Raw genomic sequence first — 17,094 nt, 5'->3', positions numbered from 1 at the left:
CAAACCCATGCTAGTACTGGGATTAGAAACCTCCTGCGACGAAACCGGCGTCGCGTTATACGACAGCGAACGCGGTTTGCTGGCGGATGCATTATTCAGTCAGATCGACCTGCACCGCGCCTATGGCGGCGTCGTGCCGGAGCTGGCGTCACGCGATCACGTCAAGCGCATGCTGCCGCTGATCCGCCAGACGCTGGCCGAAGCGGACTGCGTGGCGACCGATATCGATGCCATTGCCTACACCGCCGGGCCAGGTCTGGTCGGTGCGCTGCTGGTCGGCGCTTCGTGCGCTCAGGCGCTGGCCTTTGCCTGGGATATTCCGGCGCTGGGCGTTCATCACATGGAAGGCCATCTGTTGGCCCCGATGCTGGAAGAAAACCCGCCGCAGTTTCCGTTCGTCGCCTTGCTGGTGTCCGGTGGCCACACGCAACTGGTGCGCGTTGACGGTATCGGTCAATACGAACTGCTGGGCGAGACGCTGGATGATGCGGCGGGCGAGGCCTTCGACAAGACCGCGAAGATGATGGGCATGCAGTATCCCGGCGGTCCGGAAATCTCGAAGGCGGCCCTGCAGGGTGTGCCGGGGCGGTTTGTCTTTCCTCGGCCGATGACTGATCGGCCCGGGTTGACATTCAGCTTCAGCGGCTTGAAAACCTCGGCGCTCAACACTTGGCAGCAGTGCCAGAGTGCTGGAGACGACAGTGAGCAAACCCGCTGCGACATCGCGCTGGCCTTCCAGCAGGCGGTGGTGGAGACTTTGACCATCAAGTGCAAGCGCGCGCTCAAGCAGACCGGGCTCAACAGCCTGGTCATCGCGGGCGGTGTCAGCGCCAACAGGGCGCTGCGGGTGTCGCTGGAAAGTATGCTGGGCGACCTGCGCGGGCACGTTTACTACGCGCGTCCGGAGTTCTGTACCGACAACGGCGCGATGATCGCCTTTGCTGGCTGTCAGCGTTTGCTGGCCGGGCAGAAGCAGGATTTGAGCATCAGTGTGCAGGCGCGCTGGCCGATGGAGCAGCTGTCGGGGCTCTAGCTATCAGGCGGTGAAGGCAGCGGGGCGGTTGCGCGGGTGTCGGGGAGCATCGTCAGAAATGCCGTTCGCGCCCGGCGAGCAGGTCGCGTAGATTGCCGCGATGGCGCCAGACGATGAGCAGGGTCAGCATGCTCATCGGCAACAAGGCATGCGGTTCTTGCCAGGCCAGTAAGGGCAGGGTCAGGGGTGTGGCGATCAGCGCGGCGAGCGAGCTGGTGCGGGTCAGGTAGAGCGTCAGCAGCCAGGCCGCTATCGCCAGGGCAGCTGCAGGTGGGTAAAGGCCCAGTAGTACGCCGGCGGCGGTCGCGACACCTTTGCCACCCCGGAAGCGAAAGTACAGCGGAAACAGATGGCCTAGCACTGCGCAGACGCCGATCCAGCCCTGCTGTGAGGGGTCGAGGCCCCAGGCGCCGGCGAGCACTACCGGAATCAGGCCTTTGCAGAGGTCGCCGAGCAAGGTCAGGATGGCCAGCTTTTTCCCGGCCAGACGCAACATGTTGGTGGCGCCGGCATTGCCGGAACCACTGGCGCGCGGGTCCGGGCTGCCGCTGAGGCGGCTGAGCAGGATGGCGAAGGACAGCGAGCCGAGCAGGTAGGCGAAGGTCGCCAGTAACCAAAACATGCTAACCATTCCGGGCGAGGATGCCCTGATTCTAACGGCGCATCGCGCCCTTGTCGTGCAGTGGAGAGTAGGCTTGGACAGAGTTTTCATCGAGGGCCTGGAGGTCGATACGGTCATCGGCGCTTATGACTGGGAGCGTGGCATTCGCCAGTGCCTGCGTCTGGACCTCAGTTTTGCCTGGGACAACCGACCTGCCGCAGCGGGCGACGACCTGAGCAAGGCGCTCGACTACGCCAGTGTTTCGGCGCGCATTCAGGCATTCGCCGAGCAGGCGCAGTTTCAACTGGTCGAGACGTTTGCCGAGCGTCTGGCTGAAGTCTTGATGAGCGAATTCCATATCCCCTGGCTGCGTCTGAAATTGACCAAGCCGGGCGCCGTGGCCGCCGCCAGCCGTGTAGGCGTGGAGATCGAGCGCGGATGTCGCTGACGCGGATTTTCCTCGGTCTGGGGAGCAATATCGAACGCGAACGGCATCTGCATGCAGGGCTGGACGCGCTGGATGGCTTTCTGACCGACATGAGCTGCTCGCCGGTTTTCGAGAGCCACGCGGTGGGCATCAAAAGCGGTCCATTTTTCAATCTGGTGGTGTCGGCGCTGACCGATTTACCATTGGCAGAACTGGATCGCCGTCTGAAATTCATCGAGGCGGACAATGGCCGCTATGCGCCGGAGCGGGTCGGTTTGCCGCTGGACATCGACGTGCTGCTGTATGGCGAGCAGGTCGGCAACTTTGACGGACTGATTTTACCGCGCGCTGAAATTCTGAAAAATGCTTTCGTATTGCGCCCATTGGCACTGATCGCCCCCGAACGTCTGCATCCGGGGGTAGGCGTGTCGTTCAGCACATTGTGGGCTGATGCGCAGATTGACCAGCAGCTTTGGCCGGTGGCATTCGAGTGGCGGGGAGTGGGGTTGACGCCTGAGGGTTTGCTGGGTCGGTGAGGTGGGTCGTGGTGCTTCAGTGCAGACGGTTTCGTGCCAATCTTGTGGGAGCGAGCATGCTAGTCAGCCATGCAACCTGCTCCGTTATACGCAAGTCCGCTTTTGATTCTGGCCGGAGGCCGTGGGAGCGACCGGGGCGGCGACCCGCATTGTTCGCGAAGACGGTGTTTCAGGCGCCACATCTTCGGCGGATGTTCCGGCCCTTTCGCGAACAATGCGGGTCGCCACCCCGGTCGCTCCCACGCCCTTCGGGCAGAAGCCCGTAAGCCCTCTATTCCAGGCGTTCCAGGGCTTGTGTTTAAGGATGAGCGTGGTAGCGATAGCGGGTGTGCAAATCAGGCAGCATGCCCCGCCTTGTAAACTTTCAATGCCTTGAGCCGCTCTTCTTTCAGCGCATCGCCCAGCTCCTTGCCTTTCAGGCCTTTCTCCAGCAGCGGTTGCACTGACACCGCTCGGGACGCTTGTGTCGCGCCGCGCAGGTACTCGGCCTGTGGATAATTACGCTGCTCGAAGCCATGTCGGCCTCGGGCGTCCATTTCGCAAGCGGCAATGAACTCTTCGAATCGCTGCGGGCGGCGGTAGACGTCGAAGCTTTGCAACAGCTCCAGCAGGGTCGAAGGCTTCAGTTCCAGCGCCCGGTGCCCGTGGGTGTGATATTGACCGACCAGCAACGCCAGTTCCTGACATTCCCTTGGCACACGAAAGCGCTCATTGACGGCTTTGATCAGCCGCAAACCAGTGTGTTCATGGGCGATATGGCGGGGCCATTCGGACTCGGGCGTCAGCCCTTTACCCAGATCGTGCAGCAGGCAGGCCCAGCGTACACTCAGCGGATGCTGGTGGATGGCTGACTGCTCAAGCACGCTGAGCACGTGCACGCCGGTGTCGATTTCCGGGTGATGCGCAGCCGGTTGCGGTACGCCGAACAGGGCTTCGACCTCCGGCATCAGCTCGTTCAGCGCGCCGCAGTCATGCAGCACCTGGATGAACACCTGAGGCTGTTTTTCCATCAAGGCGCGGGAGATTTCCTTCCAGCTTCGTTCTGCGGTCAACGCCTTGAGCTCACCGGACTCACTGAGCTGGCGCATCAAGTCCATGGTCTCTGGCGCAATGCTGAAACCGTGTTCGGCGTAGCGCGCGGCAAAACGGGCCACGCGCAACACTCTGAGTGGATCTTCAGCGAACGCGGGCGAAACGTGACGCAAAATGCGCGCTTCAAGATCGCGCTGGCCGTGGTAAGGATCGGTCAGATTGCCGTCCTTGTCTTCGGCCATCGCATTGATCGTCAGGTCGCGGCGGATCAGGTCCTGTTCCAGCGTGACTTCGGGGCTGGCATGAAAGACAAAGCCGCCGTAACCGACGCCGCTTTTACGCTCGGTGCGCGCCAGCGCGTATTCCTCGTTGGTCAGCGGATGCAGAAACACCGGAAAGTCCGTCCCGACCGGGCGATAGCCCTTGATCAGCATCTCTTCCGTGCTTGCACCCACCACCACCCAGTCGACATCCGTGACGGGCAATCCCAGCAGTCGGTCGCGTACAGCGCCGCCAACTTTATATATCTGCATAAAAAACCTCCGTAAGCGCGACAGGATAAACCTTGCGTCGCACTCACGGAGGCTAAAACTGAGTGAATCACTGCTCAGCTAACAGTGTGTCCACTCACTACAGGTGTACAACCGCCAGATCACGCCGGGAAAACTCGCTGTCGGCATGCTCGCCCTTCGGGGGGACGTGATGGACTTTGACCACCTCATCGCCCTGAAGCGTTTCCAGATGGATGTCAAAACCCCATAGCCGATGCAAATGCTTGAGCACTTCATCAGTGGAGTCGCCCAGCGGTTTACGGTTGTGCTGCTGGTGGCGCAGGGTCAGCGAGCGGTCGCCGCGACGATCGATGCTGTAGATCTGAATGTTGGGCTCACGATTGCCGAGGTTGTACTGGGCCGCGAGGATTTCGCGGATGGTCCGGTAACCGTTTTCATCGTGGATGGCCGGCACCAGCAGGTCTTCCTTCTGGTCGTCGTCCATGATGCTGAACAGCTTGAGGTCACGGATAACCTTGGGCGACAGGTATTGCAGGATGAAGCTCTCGTCCTTGAAGCTACTCATCGCAAACTTGATCGCGGTCAGCCAGTCGGTGCCGGCAATTTCCGGAAACCACTGCCGGTCTTCATCGGTCGGGTGCTCGCACATCCGGCGGATGTCCTGATACATCGCAAAGCCGAGGGTGTAGGGGTTTATGCCGCTGTAATACGGGCTGTCAAAGCCCGGCTGGTAAATCACACTGGTGTGCGACTGCAGAAATTCCATCATGAAGCCGTCAGTCACCAGGCCTTCGTCATACAGGTCATTCATCAGCGTGTAATGCCAGAACGTTGCCCAGCCCTCGTTCATCACCTGGGTCTGACGTTGTGGGTAGAAGTACTGCGCAATCTTGCGCACGATGCGCACCACTTCGCGCTGCCAGGGCTCCAGCAGCGGCGCGTGCTTCTCGATGAAGTAGAGAATGTTTTCCTGGGGTTCGGCAGGGAAGCGCGCGTTGTCTTCCTTGCTGCTCTTGTCGGCGTTTTTCGGAATGGTCCGCCACAGGTCGTTGATCTGCCGTTGCAGGTGCTCCTCACAGTCCTTCTGGCGACGTCGCTCCTCTTCGGCAGAAATCGGGTACGGACGCTTGTAGCGGTCCACGCCGTAATTCATCAACGCATGGCAGGAGTCGAGCAAGTCCTCCACGGCGTCGATGCCATGGCGCTCCTCGCACTGCATGATGTACTGCTTGGCGAACACCAGGTAATCGATGATCGAACTGGCGTCAGTCCAGGTGCGGAACAGGTAATTGCCCTTGAAAAAGCTGTTGTGTCCATAGCAGGCGTGGGCAACCACCAGCGCCTGCATGCAGATGGTGTTTTCTTCCATCAGATAGGCGATGCACGGATCGGAGTTGATCACGATTTCGTAGGCCAGACCCATCTGGCCTCGCGAGTAGGATTTTTCCGTGCTGAGGAAATGTTTGCCGTAGGACCAGTGGTGGTAACCCAGCGGCATGCCCACCGACGCATAGGCATCCATCATCTGTTCGGCGGTGATCACTTCAATCTGGTTGGGATACGTGTCCAGGGCATAGCGCTCGGCAATCCTGCCGATTTCCCGGTCGTAGGCCCGTATCAGTTCGAACGTCCACTCTGACCCGGTGGAAAGGGGTTGGCGTTTCTGCTCTCTGGCGGTCATGACACTAACCTTCGCTGGAAGAGTTCGCGGAATACCGGATAGATATCACCGGCAGAGACCAGCTGCTGCTGGGCAAACGTGTCGGCATATTCTTCACCGATGCGCTCGTATTCGTACCATAGGGCCTGATGTTCACGAGGAGTGATCTCCACGTAGGTGTAGTACTGCACAAACGGCATGATCTGTTTGGTGAGGATTTCCCGGCAGATCGGCGAATCGTCGTTCCAGTTGTCGCCGTCCGAAGCCTGGGCGGCATAGATATTCCAGTCGCTGCTCGGGTAGCGTGCAGCCATGATTTCCTGCATCAGTTTCAAGGCACTGGAAACGATGGTGCCGCCGGTTTCCCGGGAATAGAAAAATTCCTCTTCGTCCACTTCGCGAGCACTGGTGTGGTGGCGAATGAACACAACGTCGATCTTGTCGTAGTTACGCTTGAGAAACAGATACAGCAGGATGAAGAAGCGCTTGGCGATGTCTTTGGTGGCCTGGGTCATGGAGCCGGAAACGTCCATCAGGCAGAACATGACCGCTTTGGAGCTGGGGTTGGGCTGTTTGACCAGCAGGTTGTATTTGAGGTCGAAAGTGTCGAGGTACGGTACGCGCCGGATGCGAGCCTTGAGGCGTTCTATTTCGACTTCCAGCTCTTGGATGTCCCCGAAATTATCCGGCTCTTCGCGCTTCATGCGCTCCAGTTCGCTGGTCGCTTCCCGGAGCTTGGCGCGGCTGCTGCCCGACAGTGCGATCCGCCGCGCGTGAGCCGAGCGCAGCGTGCGAATAATGTTGATGCGTGACGGGTTGCCTTCATTGCTGATCCCGGCGCGCACGGTCTTGAAGGTGTCCGTGCCGGTCAGGTTACGTTTGACCAGATTGGGCAGTTCCAGGTCCTCGAACATGAATTCGAGAAACTCTTCCTGTGTGATCTGGAACGAGAATTCGTCCATACCTTCGCCGGAGTTGCCTGCTTTACCAGGCCCTTTGCCACCGGCGCCACCTTGCGGGCGGGCGATGTGCTCGCCCGTCGTGAATTCCTTGTTGCCGGGATGAACCACGGTCTGTTTGCCACCGCGCCCGTGATGCAGAACCGGTTCGTCGATGTCGCGCCCGGGAATACTGATCTGTTCGCCATGTTCCATGTCGGTAATGGAGCGTCGGCTGACGGCTTCCTCCACTGCCTTCTTGATATGGTCACGATAACGCCGCAGAAACCGCTGCCGGTTTACCGTGCTCTTGTTCTTGCCGTTGAGACGTCGGTCGATCACATAACTCATAGGCCCCTCCGGGGAGCTTCAAGTTGAAAGCTTCAAGCTGCAAGCGAATGCGCTGTCAGCCTGTTACCACAGGCCTGACTGCTGTTCGCTTGCAGCCGATAGCTTGAAGCTTGCACCTGCGTTACTGAGACTTGCGAACGCGCAGATACCATTCGGACAGCAACCGTACCTGCTTGTCCGTGTAGCCCCTCTCGACCATTCGTGTGACGAAGTCGTTGTGTTTCTGCTGGTCCTCTTTGCTGGCTTTGGCGTTGAAACTGATGACCGGCAGCAGGTCCTCGGTGTTGGAGAACATTTTCTTCTCGATCACCACCCGCAGTTTTTCGTAACTGAGCCAGGTCGGGTTCTTGCCATTGTTATTGGCACGAGCGCGCAGCACGAAATTGACAATTTCGTTGCGGAAATCTTTCGGGTTGCTGATGCCGGCCGGTTTCTCGATCTTCTCCAGTTCCTCGTTCAAGGCCACACGGTTGAGAATTTCGCCGGTTTCCGGATCGCGGTATTCCTGATCCTGAATCCAGAAGTCCGCATACAGCACGTAGCGGTCAAAGATGTTCTGACCGTACTCGCTGTAGGATTCCAGGTACGCGGTCTGGATTTCCTTGCCGATGAACTCGATGTAACGCGGAGCCAGGTATTCCTTGATGAAACGCAGGTAGCGTTCGCGAGTTTCGGCCGGGAATTGTTCCTGTTCGATCTGTTGCTCCAGCACGTAAAGCAAGTGCACCGGGTTGGCGGCGATTTCATGCGGGTCGAAGTTGAAAACCTTGGACAGGATCTTGAACGCAAAACGTGTCGACAGGCCGTTCATGCCTTCGTCGACGCCTGCGCTGTCGCGGTACTCCTGAATCGACTTGGCTTTCGGATCGGTGTCCTTCAGGTTTTCGCCGTCGTACACGCGCATCTTGGAGTAGATGTTGGAGTTGTCCGGTTCCTTGAGGCGCGACAGCGTGGTGAACTGCGCGAGCATTTTCAGGGTGTCCGGAGCGCAATGCGCCTTGGCCAGCGAGCTGTTGAACAGCAGCTTGTCGTAAATCTTGATTTCGTCACTGACCCGCAGGCAGTAGGGCACCTTCACGATGTAGATACGGTCGATGAAAGCTTCGTTGTTCTTGTTGTTGCGGAAGCTGTGCCATTCCGATTCGTTGGAGTGGGCCAGCAGAATACCGGTGAACGGAATCGCCCCGAGCCCTTCGGTACTGTTGTAGTTGCCTTCCTGGGTCGCGGTCAGCAACGGGTGCAGGACCTTGATCGGGGCCTTGAACATTTCGACGAATTCCATCAGTCCCTGGTTGGCCCGGCACAACGCGCCCGAATAGCTGTAGGCATCGGCGTCGTTCTGTGGGGATTCTTCCAGCTTGCGGATATCGACCTTGCCGACCAGCGCGGAAATATCCTGGTTGTTTTCGTCGCCCGGCTCGGTTTTCGCTACGGCGATCTGATTGAGAATCGAGGGATACAGCTTCACCACCTTGAACTGGCTGATGTCGCCCCCGAACTCTGCCAGACGTTTGGTCGCCCAAGGCGACATGATGGTGCTCAGGTAGCGGCGTGGAATACCGAAGTCTTCCTCGAGAATCGCGCCGTCTTCACTGGCATTGAACAGGCCCAGAGGCGATTCGAAAACCGGCGAGCCCTTGATGGCATAGAACGGGACTTTTTCGATCAGTTGCTTGAGTTTTTCAGCCAGGGACGATTTACCGCCGCCCACCGGGCCGAGCAGATAGAGGATTTGTTTCTTCTCTTCCAGGCCTTGGGCGGCATGGCGGAAATACGAGACGATCTGGTCGATGCATTCTTCCATCCCGTGGAAGTCGGCAAAGGCCGGATAGCGGCGTATGACCTTGTTGGAGAATATTCGCGATAACCGGGAGTTGGCGGACGTGTCCACCAGTTCAGGTTCGCCGATGGCCAGCAGCAGACGTTCTGCGGCTGAGGCGTAGGCGCTGCGATCCTGTTTGCAGAGCTCCAGATACTCCTGTAACGAGAGCTCTTCCTGTCGTGTGCTTTCAAAGCGGTCTTTGAAGTGGCTGAATATACTCATGACGTCACCTCGCTCGATACGTAGAGCCGGCGGCGGATCGTCAGTCGATGCTGGCAGCAACTGAGTATCCAGATGCTGTTTACCTCCCAGAACACCATAAAAGTAACTACCGATGACCCACGCGCCGGTGTACCGGCTCTCCCCTGAATACGGATGGCCTGAGGCTAAGGATAGTTCGGATTCGGAAAGATAAAGAAGGGATGCGCGAGAAGAGGGGCAGACCGTTCGTCAGATGGTGCGCGAGCCCGCGTAGAACGCGGGATCAGCTGTCATAAAAATATTTTGTATCAGCCTTGCGCGGTTTTGTCGGGGTAAGTGGCGCGCCACAGTTCGAAACCGCCGTCCACGCTGTACACATCGGAGAAACCCTGACCCACCAGGTAGGCCGCAGCGCTCTGGCTGGAGTTGCCGTGGTAACAGACCACGACCAGTGGCTTGTCGAGGTCGGCTTCACGGATGAAGTCGGCGATCGAATGGTTGTCCAGATGCAGGGATTCAGGAATGTGATTGCTCTGAAAGGACTGCGCGTCTCGTACATCGACCAGCACGGCGCCCTGTTCGCGCAGCGCCTGAGCCTGTTCAGGCGGGATACGTTTGAATTCGGTCATTGCTTGGGCTCCTGGGCCTGAGGTTGCTGGGTGTCGGCGATATCGGGCTGCCTGCCGATGACGATGGGCGCGGGCGCGGCATTGCCTGTAGCATCGCAATTGCATTGATGGCGTTCAAGCGTATCGACGTTGAGCAGGGTCATGGCGCCGCCCCAGACACATCCGCTGTCGAGGGCAAAGACACCGGGTTCGTCGCAGCGACCTTCCAGCGCCGCCCAGTGGCCAAAGATGATCTTCACGTCGCGGGTCTTGCGGCTCTTGTGACTGAACCAGGGGGCGTAGCCAGGAATGGCGGTGCCGACGCCTTCCTTGCTTTTCAGGTCGAGTTTGCCGTCGCTGGTGCAGAAGCGCATGCGCGTGAAATAGTTGGTGATGACCCGCAGGCGTGTCACGCCGGTCAGGCTGCTGTCCCATTTGGCAGGTTCATTGCCGTACATGCCATCGAGGAACGCGCCATACACGTGGTCGTCCAGCAGTGCCTGTTCAACTTCAGCCGCGCACTTCAGCGCTTTTTTCAGTGACCATTGCGGGGCGATGCCGGCGTGCACCATGGCAACATTGCGGTCTTCATCGTAGTGCATGAGCTTCTGGTGGCGCAGCCAGTCAAGCAACGCGTCGCGATCCGGCGCTTCGATGATTTCGCGCAGCGTGTCACCTTTTTTCAGGCGTTCCATGTTGCGGGCGGCCGCGAGCAGGTGCAGGTCATGGTTACCCAGTACGCAGACCAGCGATTCGCGGATGTTGTACAGATAACGCAGGGTTTCCAGCGACTGTGGGCCGCGGTTGACCAGATCGCCCACCAGCCACAGCCGATCCTGTGCAGGGTCGAAGTTGACGTGGTCGAGCAGGCACTTCAGGGGATCAAGACAACCTTGCAGGTCGCCGACCGCGTAAACCGCCATCAGTGCAGCGAGCCCGGAACGGCCAGGCGGAAGGGGGCGATCACGGCATCGAAGCGTTTACCGTCTTCGGCCAGCATCTGATACGTGCCCTGCATGGTCCCCACCCTTGTCGTCATGACGGTGCCGCTGCTGTAGGTATGGCTCTGCCCGACCTTGATCAACGGCTGCTGACCCACGACACCTTCACCCCGGACTTCCTCGACATGGCCGTCTCCGTCGGTGATGACCCAGTGCCGCGAGAGCAGCTTGGCAGGCAACTGGCCGTGGTTGTGCACGGTGATGGTGTAGGCGAACGCAAAGCGGTTCTGCTCGGGCTGCGATTGTTCTGCGAGAAAGCGCGTGACGACGCTGACGTCGACCTGATAACGAGAATCGGACATGCAGTAGGCCTTGAAATCCATTGCGAAAAAACGCGCGTGTGCGGCAGATAGAACAGTCTAGGACAAGTAGGCGGAAAGGTGCGACTGAATGACCGTTACCTTTCCGGGCGCTTACTCCGTGACGACCTTTTCGCTGAGCGTGTCGGCCAGACGAACGAACGCGGCCAGATCCAGTTGCTCCGGACGCAGACTGCCGTCCACGCCTGACGCGGTGATTTCGTCGCTGCTGAGCAGCAGTTTCAGTGTGTTGCGCAAGGTCTTGCGGCGCTGGTTGAACGCTTCGCGCACGACCCGCTCCAGAACACGGTGATCCTTGGCCGGGTGTGGCAGCGTTTCATGCGGGACCAGACGAACGATGGCCGAGTCCACTTTTGGCGGCGGGTTGAACGCGCCCGGTCCGACATTGAACAGATGTTCCACGCGGCAATGGTACTGAACCATGATCGACAGACGGCCCCAGTCACCACCGCCCGGCCCGGCAGCCATGCGCTCGACCACCTCTTTTTGCAACATGAAGTGCATGTCACGAATCAGGCTGGCGTTTTGCAGCAGGTGAAAGATCAGCGGCGTGGAAATGTTGTACGGCAGGTTGCCGACCACGCGCAGGCTGTGCGGCTCGGCGCCCAGGCTGTTGAAGTCGAACTTCAGCGCATCGCCTTGATGCAGGCTGAAATTCGGCTTGCCGGCGAACTGGCTGTTGAGGATCGGGATCAGATCCTTGTCCAGCTCGACCACATCCAGCTGGGCGCCGCTGTTGAGCAAGCCTTCTGTCAGCGCGCCCTGGCCCGGGCCGATTTCCAGCAGGCGCTCTTCGGATTTGGCCCGAATGGCGCGCAGGATCTTGTCGATAACGCCTGCGTCATGCAGGAAGTTCTGCCCAAAGCGCTTGCGCGCCCGGTGTTGGTATTGCTCGGTCATGAATAGGTCTCGGCCATCTGGTAAGCGGTTTGCAGCGCCACGTGCAGGCTGCCGGTGTCGATGTTCGCGGTGCCAGCCAGATCCAGCGCCGTGCCGTGATCGACAGAGGTGCGGATAATCGGCAAGCCGAGCGTCACATTGACTGCTGCGCCGAAACCTTTGTATTTCAGCACGGGCAGGCCCTGATCGTGGTACATCGCCAGCACCGCATCGCAGTGCTCCAGATATTTGGGGGTAAACAGAGTGTCGGCAGGCAGCGGGCCGCGCAAATCCAGGCCCTCGCTGCGCAGACGCTCCAGAGTCGGTTCGATGATGTCGATTTCCTCGCGACCCAGATGCCCGCTTTCGCCAGCATGAGGGTTGAGGCCGCAGACCAGAATGCGCGGGTGGGCGATGCCGAACTTGTTGACCAGATCAGCATGCAGGATGCGTGTCACGCGCTCCAGTCGATCCGGCGTAATAGCGTCAGCGACGTCGCGCAGGGGCAGATGAGTGGTCACCAGCGCCACGCGCAGGTCGCCGGTCGCCAGCATCATCACCACCTGTTCGGTGTGGGTCAGTTCGGCAAGGAATTCGGTGTGTCCGGAAAAAGCGATGCCACCGTCGTTGATCACGCCCTTGTGCACCGGGGCGGTGATCATGCCGCTGAACAGCCCGTCGAGACAGCCTTGCCCGGCGCGGGTCAGGGTTTGCAAGACGAACGCGGCATTGGCCTTGTTCAGTACGCCGGTCACGACCGGGGCAGCCAGTGGAGTGTCCCAGACGTAAAGACTGCCAGCAGGGGCCGGCAGGTCGGGAAGGGCGTCGGCAGTGACATCAAGCAGGTTGACGGCCACACCCAGTTGCGCGGCCCGCTCAAGAAGCAGGCTACGACTGGTGATTGCAATCAGGGGGTAGGGCTGAGGCTGCGTGGCGAGCAGCAAGCAGAGGTCAGGACCTATGCCGGCCGGCTCGCCGGGTGTCAGTGCGAAACGCTTGGGTTTCACTGTTCAGCCTGGGTCGCGCCAGGGAGTTTGATCTCGACGTAGGCTTCGTCACGGATCTGACGCAACCAGGTTTGCAGCTCTTCGTCGTACTTGCGGTTGCGCAGTACGCTCAGCGCCTGCTGCTCACGCGCCTGACCGGTTGCATCTGTGGCACGACGACCCAGCACTTCCAGCACGTGCCAGCCATAAGCCGTCTTGAACGGTTTGGACAGTACACCCTGCGGCGTATTGCTCATGACTTCACGGAATTCCGGAACCAGCGAGTTAGGATCAACCCAGTTCAGATCGCCGCCGTTAAGCGCCGAGCCCGGATCTTCCGAGAAGCTCTTGGCCAGCGTCGCGAAGTCTTCGCCATTCTCGATACGGTCGTAGATTTTTTGCGCCAGAAGCTTGGTCGCCACCTCGCTGCGGATTTCGCTTGGCTTGATCAGGATATGGCGCACATGCACTTCATCGCGCATCTGTGCCTGGCCCTGACCGCCACGTTTTTCCAGCAGCTTGAGGATAATGAAGCCACCCGGCGTACGTGCCGGAGGCGTCACATCACCAATCGGCATTGAGCTGAGCATGTCACCGAACGGCGGTGGCAGCTGAGCGGCTTTGCGCCAGCCCATGTCGCCACCTTCCAGTGCGTTTTCGCTGGAAGAGTTGGTGGTGGCAAGCTTGCCGAAGTCCGCACCTTTCTTCAGTTGATCATAAATGCTCTTGGCTTTAATGGCCGCGGCCTGGATAGCTTCCGAGGAAGCGCTATCCGGTGTCGCGATCAGAATGTTGGCCAGGTGAAACTCTTCAGACAGCTGAGCCTTGCCCTGATCGGATGCCAGGAAGTTTTTCACTTCCTGTTCGGACACCTGGATACGCTCTGCAACACGGCGCTGACGCACGCGGCTGATGATCATTTCCCGGCGAACCTGCTCGCGCGCATCGTCATAAGACAGGCCGTCATGCGCCAACGCGGCGCGGAACTGGTCCACGCTCATGTTGTTACGCTGGGCAATGGTGCCGATCGCCTGGTTCAGTTCTTCATCGCTGACCCGAATCCCGGCCCGCTCACCCATCTGCAATTGCAGGTTTTCCAGAATCAGACGATCCAGAACCTGCTTTTGCAGCGCTTCGGCTGGCGGTACGCCAGAGCCGCGCTTGGCGATGGTTTGCTGAACTTCGCGCACACGCTGGTCCATCTGGCTTTTCATGATCACGTCGTTATCGACGATGGCCACAACGCTGTCCAGAGGTTGAACCGCCGCATGCACAGCACCGCTCAGCAGTAACGCGCCCAGCATCAGCGGGCGCAGACAATCAGAAAGCTTGGTCTTCACGTTCACGATAACCTTGGATGCCTTTGTCGAGGAAGCTGTCTACCTTGGCGCCAGTCACACCGCCGAGCCCCTTCAACACGATTTGTAGGAATATGCCGCGGTCGCCTCTCTCGTTCTGAGGCGCTGCCTGGCTGAACTCGTCGTAGTCGATCCAGTAGCGGTTGACCAGACGCATTTTCCAGCAGCAGTTGTCGTATTCGAACCCGCCGAAAGCTTCGAGGGTGCGTTGACGGTTGTAGTCATACTGCCAGCGGCTGATCACGCTCCACTGCGGCACGATCGGCCAGATCACCGAGAAGTCGTGCTGCTGGATCTTGTAGTAGTCCTTCACGTAGTTCGGCGAGCCCGGAGTCCCGTAGTCACCACCACCAACGATCCACGTACCGGTGCTTTCGTCGTAACGAATCTGGTCGTTGCGATAGCGATAGCCGAGGTTGACAATCTTGTTGGGGTTGGCTTCAGGCTGATAGTGGAACATCGCGCTGCCCGAACGGGTGCTCTTGCTGTCCGGATCCCAGTTGAAATCGGAGCTGAAGCGCCAGTCGCGGTTGAAGCGGTATTCGTATTCCAGCGCGTAAGGCGAAACCGTGGACTGAGCATCTTTGCGAGTAGCGAATGCGATACCCGGCAACTGCACCTTGCGGTCTTCGAAATAGAATGCCTGACCGATTGCAAAGCGTTGACGCTCGAAACCGTTGTCTTCGATCCAGCGGTTGTTGATGCCCAGCGACAGTTTGTTCTCGTCGCCGATGCGGTCGTTACCGGTGAAACGGTTGTCCCGGAACAGCGAGGCGTAGTTGAACGTGCTTTCGCTGGTGTCGAAGACCGGAATGTCGTCCTGGTCTTTCTCCGGTACATAGAGGTAGAACAGGCGTGGTTCCAGAGTCTGGCGATAATCCTTGCCGAACCAGTTGGTGTTGCGGTCGAAGTACAGGCCGCTGTCGACACTGAAGATTGGCACGGCGCGGTTCTGGTTGCTGTCGAACGTGCCGCCCGCTGCGGCCACCTGGCTTTTACCCGTGCCGTCGAGATCCAGTTCGTATTGGGTGTAGACATACTTGAGCTTCGGCGTCAGGAAACCGTAGCTCCAGTTCATCGGCAGGCTGACTGACGGCGCCAGATTCAGACGGTCGCCGTTGGCTCGGGCCAGACCTGAGATGTTGTTGTCCAGGCGGGTTTCGGGGTTGCCGTTTTCGTCGATGAATGAGCCACTGCGCAGATCACGTTCAAAACGAACAGCTTCGGTCTGATAATCGAACTTCAGGCCACCCGGGTTATAGGGCAGCGTGCCGTTGACAGTCAGCTGAGGCAGGCGGTTGTAAGGCGTCACGTTGGCAACGGTCGCCAGCTTGTAGGCCTGAGCATTGAGCACTGCCGAGTAGGTGTCACCCCGGTAGGACAGCGAGCCCTGCTGGTTGATGTAGTCGGTTCTCTTTACGCCGATCTGGTCGGTTTCGAGATCCTGGAAGTAGTACGGATCGCTGATGTCGGTGTAGTCGACTTTGGTCAGCCAGCGCGTATCAAGCCCGCCCACATGCTGCCAGTTGATCATCCAGCGCGTCTTGTCGTAGTCCGACTGCAGCCTGCGCTCGTCGTTCTCGTCGTTCAGATATGCGCCACCGAACTGACCTTCGCTGCTCTTGGTCAGGTAGCGGAACTCGCCTTCCATCAACAGACCGCGGTCTGCCATGTAACGCGGGTACAACGTGGCGTCGTAGTTTGGCGCCAGGTTGAAATAGTAAGGCGTGACCAGCGTGAAGCCGTTATCGCCGCCCGCCGCAATGGTCGGCGGCAGGAAGCCGGACTGACGGCGGTCGTCGATCGGGAAGTAGATATACGGCGTGTAGAGTACCGGTATGTCCTTGACTCGCAGGGTAACGTTGGTCGCTGTACCAAAGCCGGTGGCCGGGTTCAGCGTGATGTTGTTGCCCTTGAGCGTCCAGGCATTGCTGTTCGGTTCGCACGTGGTGTACGTGCCGTCCTTGAGGCGGATGATCGCGTTCTCGGCACGCTTGGCGTACAGGGCGTTACCGCGAATATTCGACTTGTGCAGGACGTATTCGGCGTTGTCGACCCGGGCTTCGCCGGTATCGAGCTGCAACTCGGCCTTGTCACCGACGATCAGCGCACCGTTGTCGCGCAGACGGACATTGCCGTTCAGCTCGCCACGGTTCTCGGCCTGATGCAGTGCGGCCTCCTGGGCCTCGACCTGCATGCTGCCCTGACGCATCACGACATCACCGGCGAGCGTCGCAACCTGCGCTTCCTGTTCGTATCGGGAAGCCTTGGCTCCCACGAACATCGGCGCTTCGCTCATCTTGGTCTTGTCGTCCATGCCCGGGCGAAGAGGCTCGACGTAGGCGCCCGAGCAATACGGGCCGGTTTCGGCCAGTTGCGCTGGGGTAAGCTTGTCGCGAGGAACCCAATCGAGGTGGCTGTAGTCAGCACTACGCGACTTCAGGCCTTTGCCCTTGGCTTCGGTGACCAGTTGCGTACCCGCAGGCTGCCCACTCGAAGAGGTGCTCTCCGATGAAACCGTGCCGTTGGAACTGACCGACGTCGTGTCATGCACGGGACGCGGAGGCAGGTCTACAGCAGCGGTATTGGATTTCGGCGCACAGTTCCAGGCACCCGAAGCAGAGACTGAGCAGTCATACTGTTCCGCGGCGACCACGAACTGAGTGGCCAGAGGTTGCATCGCCAGCAGACTGCCGGTTACGAGCAACGGAAATTTTTTACGAAACGCGGGGGATTTCAATGCCATCTTATTAGTCCGGGCTTCCTGCGCGCCATCTGCCCGCGGGGGGGCCGCACGCCTCTCGATGGGCTGAAAAAGATTCCGGATAA

Annotated in this window: 15 protein-coding genes; 3 read left to right on the top strand and 12 right to left on the bottom strand. The window is 59.3% G+C overall.

The features are described from left to right. Positions 1–7: 7 nt before the first annotated feature. On the top strand, positions 8–1,033 hold the full coding sequence (tsaD, locus tag BLT55_RS18545) for a tRNA (adenosine(37)-N6)-threonylcarbamoyltransferase complex transferase subunit TsaD (protein WP_054998868.1): 1,026 nt from the start codon (positions 8–10) through the stop codon (positions 1,031–1,033). Positions 1,034–1,085: 52 nt separating this feature from the next. On the opposite strand, the gene plsY is transcribed toward tsaD, so the two are convergent. Further along, positions 1,086–1,655 carry a glycerol-3-phosphate 1-O-acyltransferase PlsY gene (plsY, locus tag BLT55_RS18540; protein WP_054998869.1) on the bottom strand — a complete coding sequence of 190 codons (570 nt, stop codon included), beginning with the start codon at positions 1,653–1,655 and terminating at the stop codon, positions 1,086–1,088. A gap of 73 nt (positions 1,656–1,728) precedes the next feature. Between plsY and folB the strand changes: the two genes are divergently transcribed. Beyond that, positions 1,729–2,082 carry a dihydroneopterin aldolase gene (gene folB, locus BLT55_RS18535; RefSeq protein WP_054998870.1) on the top strand — a complete coding sequence of 118 codons (354 nt, stop codon included), beginning with the start codon at positions 1,729–1,731 and terminating at the stop codon, positions 2,080–2,082. Beyond that, positions 2,073–2,597 (top strand): 2-amino-4-hydroxy-6-hydroxymethyldihydropteridine diphosphokinase, encoded by a 525-nt coding sequence (gene folK, locus BLT55_RS18530; RefSeq protein ID WP_054998871.1) that lies wholly within the window; start codon positions 2,073–2,075, stop codon positions 2,595–2,597. Before folB ends, folK begins: the two co-directional genes overlap by 10 nt. A 335-nt stretch (positions 2,598–2,932) precedes the next feature. Here folK and BLT55_RS18525 read toward each other — a convergent pair whose 3' ends face one another. The 11 genes from BLT55_RS18525 to BLT55_RS18475 all read right to left on the bottom strand — a co-directional run bounded on the left by BLT55_RS18525 (position 2,933) and on the right by BLT55_RS18475 (position 17,011). Further along, positions 2,933–4,162, bottom strand: a complete 1,230-nt coding sequence (locus BLT55_RS18525) for a multifunctional CCA addition/repair protein (protein WP_054998872.1) — start codon at positions 4,160–4,162, stop codon at positions 2,933–2,935. Positions 4,163–4,259: 97 nt separating this feature from the next. Then, positions 4,260–5,822 carry a SpoVR family protein gene (locus BLT55_RS18520; protein WP_054998873.1) on the bottom strand — a complete coding sequence of 521 codons (1,563 nt, stop codon included), beginning with the start codon at positions 5,820–5,822 and terminating at the stop codon, positions 4,260–4,262. Continuing rightward, entirely contained in the window at positions 5,819–7,090 is a 1,272-nt protein-coding gene (locus BLT55_RS18515) for a YeaH/YhbH family protein (RefSeq protein ID WP_007251950.1), read from the bottom strand. Before BLT55_RS18515 ends, BLT55_RS18520 begins: the two co-directional genes overlap by 4 nt. A 121-nt stretch (positions 7,091–7,211) precedes the next feature. Beyond that, on the bottom strand, positions 7,212–9,134 hold the full coding sequence (locus BLT55_RS18510) for a PrkA family serine protein kinase (protein ID WP_054998904.1): 1,923 nt from the start codon (positions 9,132–9,134) through the stop codon (positions 7,212–7,214). A 287-nt stretch (positions 9,135–9,421) separates the two neighbouring features. After that, positions 9,422–9,742 carry a thiosulfate sulfurtransferase GlpE gene (glpE, locus tag BLT55_RS18505; RefSeq protein ID WP_054998874.1) on the bottom strand — a complete coding sequence of 107 codons (321 nt, stop codon included), beginning with the start codon at positions 9,740–9,742 and terminating at the stop codon, positions 9,422–9,424. After that, positions 9,739–10,644, bottom strand: coding sequence for a symmetrical bis(5'-nucleosyl)-tetraphosphatase (locus BLT55_RS18500; protein ID WP_054998875.1), 906 nt, complete (start codon positions 10,642–10,644; stop codon positions 9,739–9,741). Before BLT55_RS18500 ends, glpE begins: the two co-directional genes overlap by 4 nt. After that, positions 10,644–11,024: a Co2+/Mg2+ efflux protein ApaG gene (gene apaG, locus BLT55_RS18495; RefSeq protein WP_007251946.1), complete on the bottom strand. Its 381-nt coding sequence runs from the start codon at positions 11,022–11,024 to the stop codon at positions 10,644–10,646. The genes BLT55_RS18500 and apaG overlap by 1 nt, the downstream gene beginning before the upstream one ends. Positions 11,025–11,135: 111 nt before the next feature. After that, on the bottom strand, positions 11,136–11,942 hold the full coding sequence (rsmA, locus tag BLT55_RS18490; protein ID WP_054084234.1) for a 16S rRNA (adenine(1518)-N(6)/adenine(1519)-N(6))-dimethyltransferase RsmA: 807 nt from the start codon (positions 11,940–11,942) through the stop codon (positions 11,136–11,138). Next, positions 11,939–12,928: a 4-hydroxythreonine-4-phosphate dehydrogenase PdxA gene (gene pdxA / locus BLT55_RS18485; protein ID WP_054998876.1), complete on the bottom strand. Its 990-nt coding sequence runs from the start codon at positions 12,926–12,928 to the stop codon at positions 11,939–11,941. The genes rsmA and pdxA overlap by 4 nt, the downstream gene beginning before the upstream one ends. Continuing rightward, positions 12,925–14,247, bottom strand: coding sequence for a peptidylprolyl isomerase (locus BLT55_RS18480; protein ID WP_054998905.1), 1,323 nt, complete (start codon positions 14,245–14,247; stop codon positions 12,925–12,927). The genes pdxA and BLT55_RS18480 overlap by 4 nt, the downstream gene beginning before the upstream one ends. Further along, positions 14,228–17,011: an LPS-assembly protein LptD gene (locus tag BLT55_RS18475; protein WP_007251942.1), complete on the bottom strand. Its 2,784-nt coding sequence runs from the start codon at positions 17,009–17,011 to the stop codon at positions 14,228–14,230. The genes BLT55_RS18480 and BLT55_RS18475 overlap by 20 nt, the downstream gene beginning before the upstream one ends. Positions 17,012–17,094: the final 83 nt, after the last annotated feature.

It is taken from the genome of Pseudomonas cannabina, assembly GCF_900100365.1.
Lineage (GTDB): Bacteria > Pseudomonadota > Gammaproteobacteria > Pseudomonadales > Pseudomonadaceae > Aquipseudomonas > Aquipseudomonas cannabina.
The sequence above is the reverse complement of the archived record's forward strand: the minus strand, read 5'-3'. Positions and strand labels throughout refer to the sequence as shown.

Coding starts and splice junctions, on each gene's coding strand:
- glpE (WP_054998874.1), bottom strand. CDS start 9,742: ATGACCGAATTCAAACGTATCCCGCCTGAACAGGCTCAGGCGCTGCGC.
- folK (WP_054998871.1), top strand. CDS start 2,073: ATGTCGCTGACGCGGATTTTCCTCGGTCTGGGGAGCAATATCGAACGC.
- BLT55_RS18500 (WP_054998875.1), bottom strand. CDS start 10,644: ATGGCGGTTTACGCGGTCGGCGACCTGCAAGGTTGTCTTGATCCCCTG.
- BLT55_RS18515 (WP_007251950.1), bottom strand. CDS start 7,090: ATGAGTTATGTGATCGACCGACGTCTCAACGGCAAGAACAAGAGCACG.
- BLT55_RS18475 (WP_007251942.1), bottom strand. CDS start 17,011: ATGGCATTGAAATCCCCCGCGTTTCGTAAAAAATTTCCGTTGCTCGTA.
- plsY (WP_054998869.1), bottom strand. CDS start 1,655: ATGTTTTGGTTACTGGCGACCTTCGCCTACCTGCTCGGCTCGCTGTCC.
- apaG (WP_007251946.1), bottom strand. CDS start 11,024: ATGTCCGATTCTCGTTATCAGGTCGACGTCAGCGTCGTCACGCGCTTT.
- tsaD (WP_054998868.1), top strand. CDS start 8: ATGCTAGTACTGGGATTAGAAACCTCCTGCGACGAAACCGGCGTCGCG.
- BLT55_RS18510 (WP_054998904.1), bottom strand. CDS start 9,134: ATGAGTATATTCAGCCACTTCAAAGACCGCTTTGAAAGCACACGACAG.
- BLT55_RS18520 (WP_054998873.1), bottom strand. CDS start 5,822: ATGACCGCCAGAGAGCAGAAACGCCAACCCCTTTCCACCGGGTCAGAG.
- rsmA (WP_054084234.1), bottom strand. CDS start 11,942: ATGACCGAGCAATACCAACACCGGGCGCGCAAGCGCTTTGGGCAGAAC.
- BLT55_RS18525 (WP_054998872.1), bottom strand. CDS start 4,162: ATGCAGATATATAAAGTTGGCGGCGCTGTACGCGACCGACTGCTGGGA.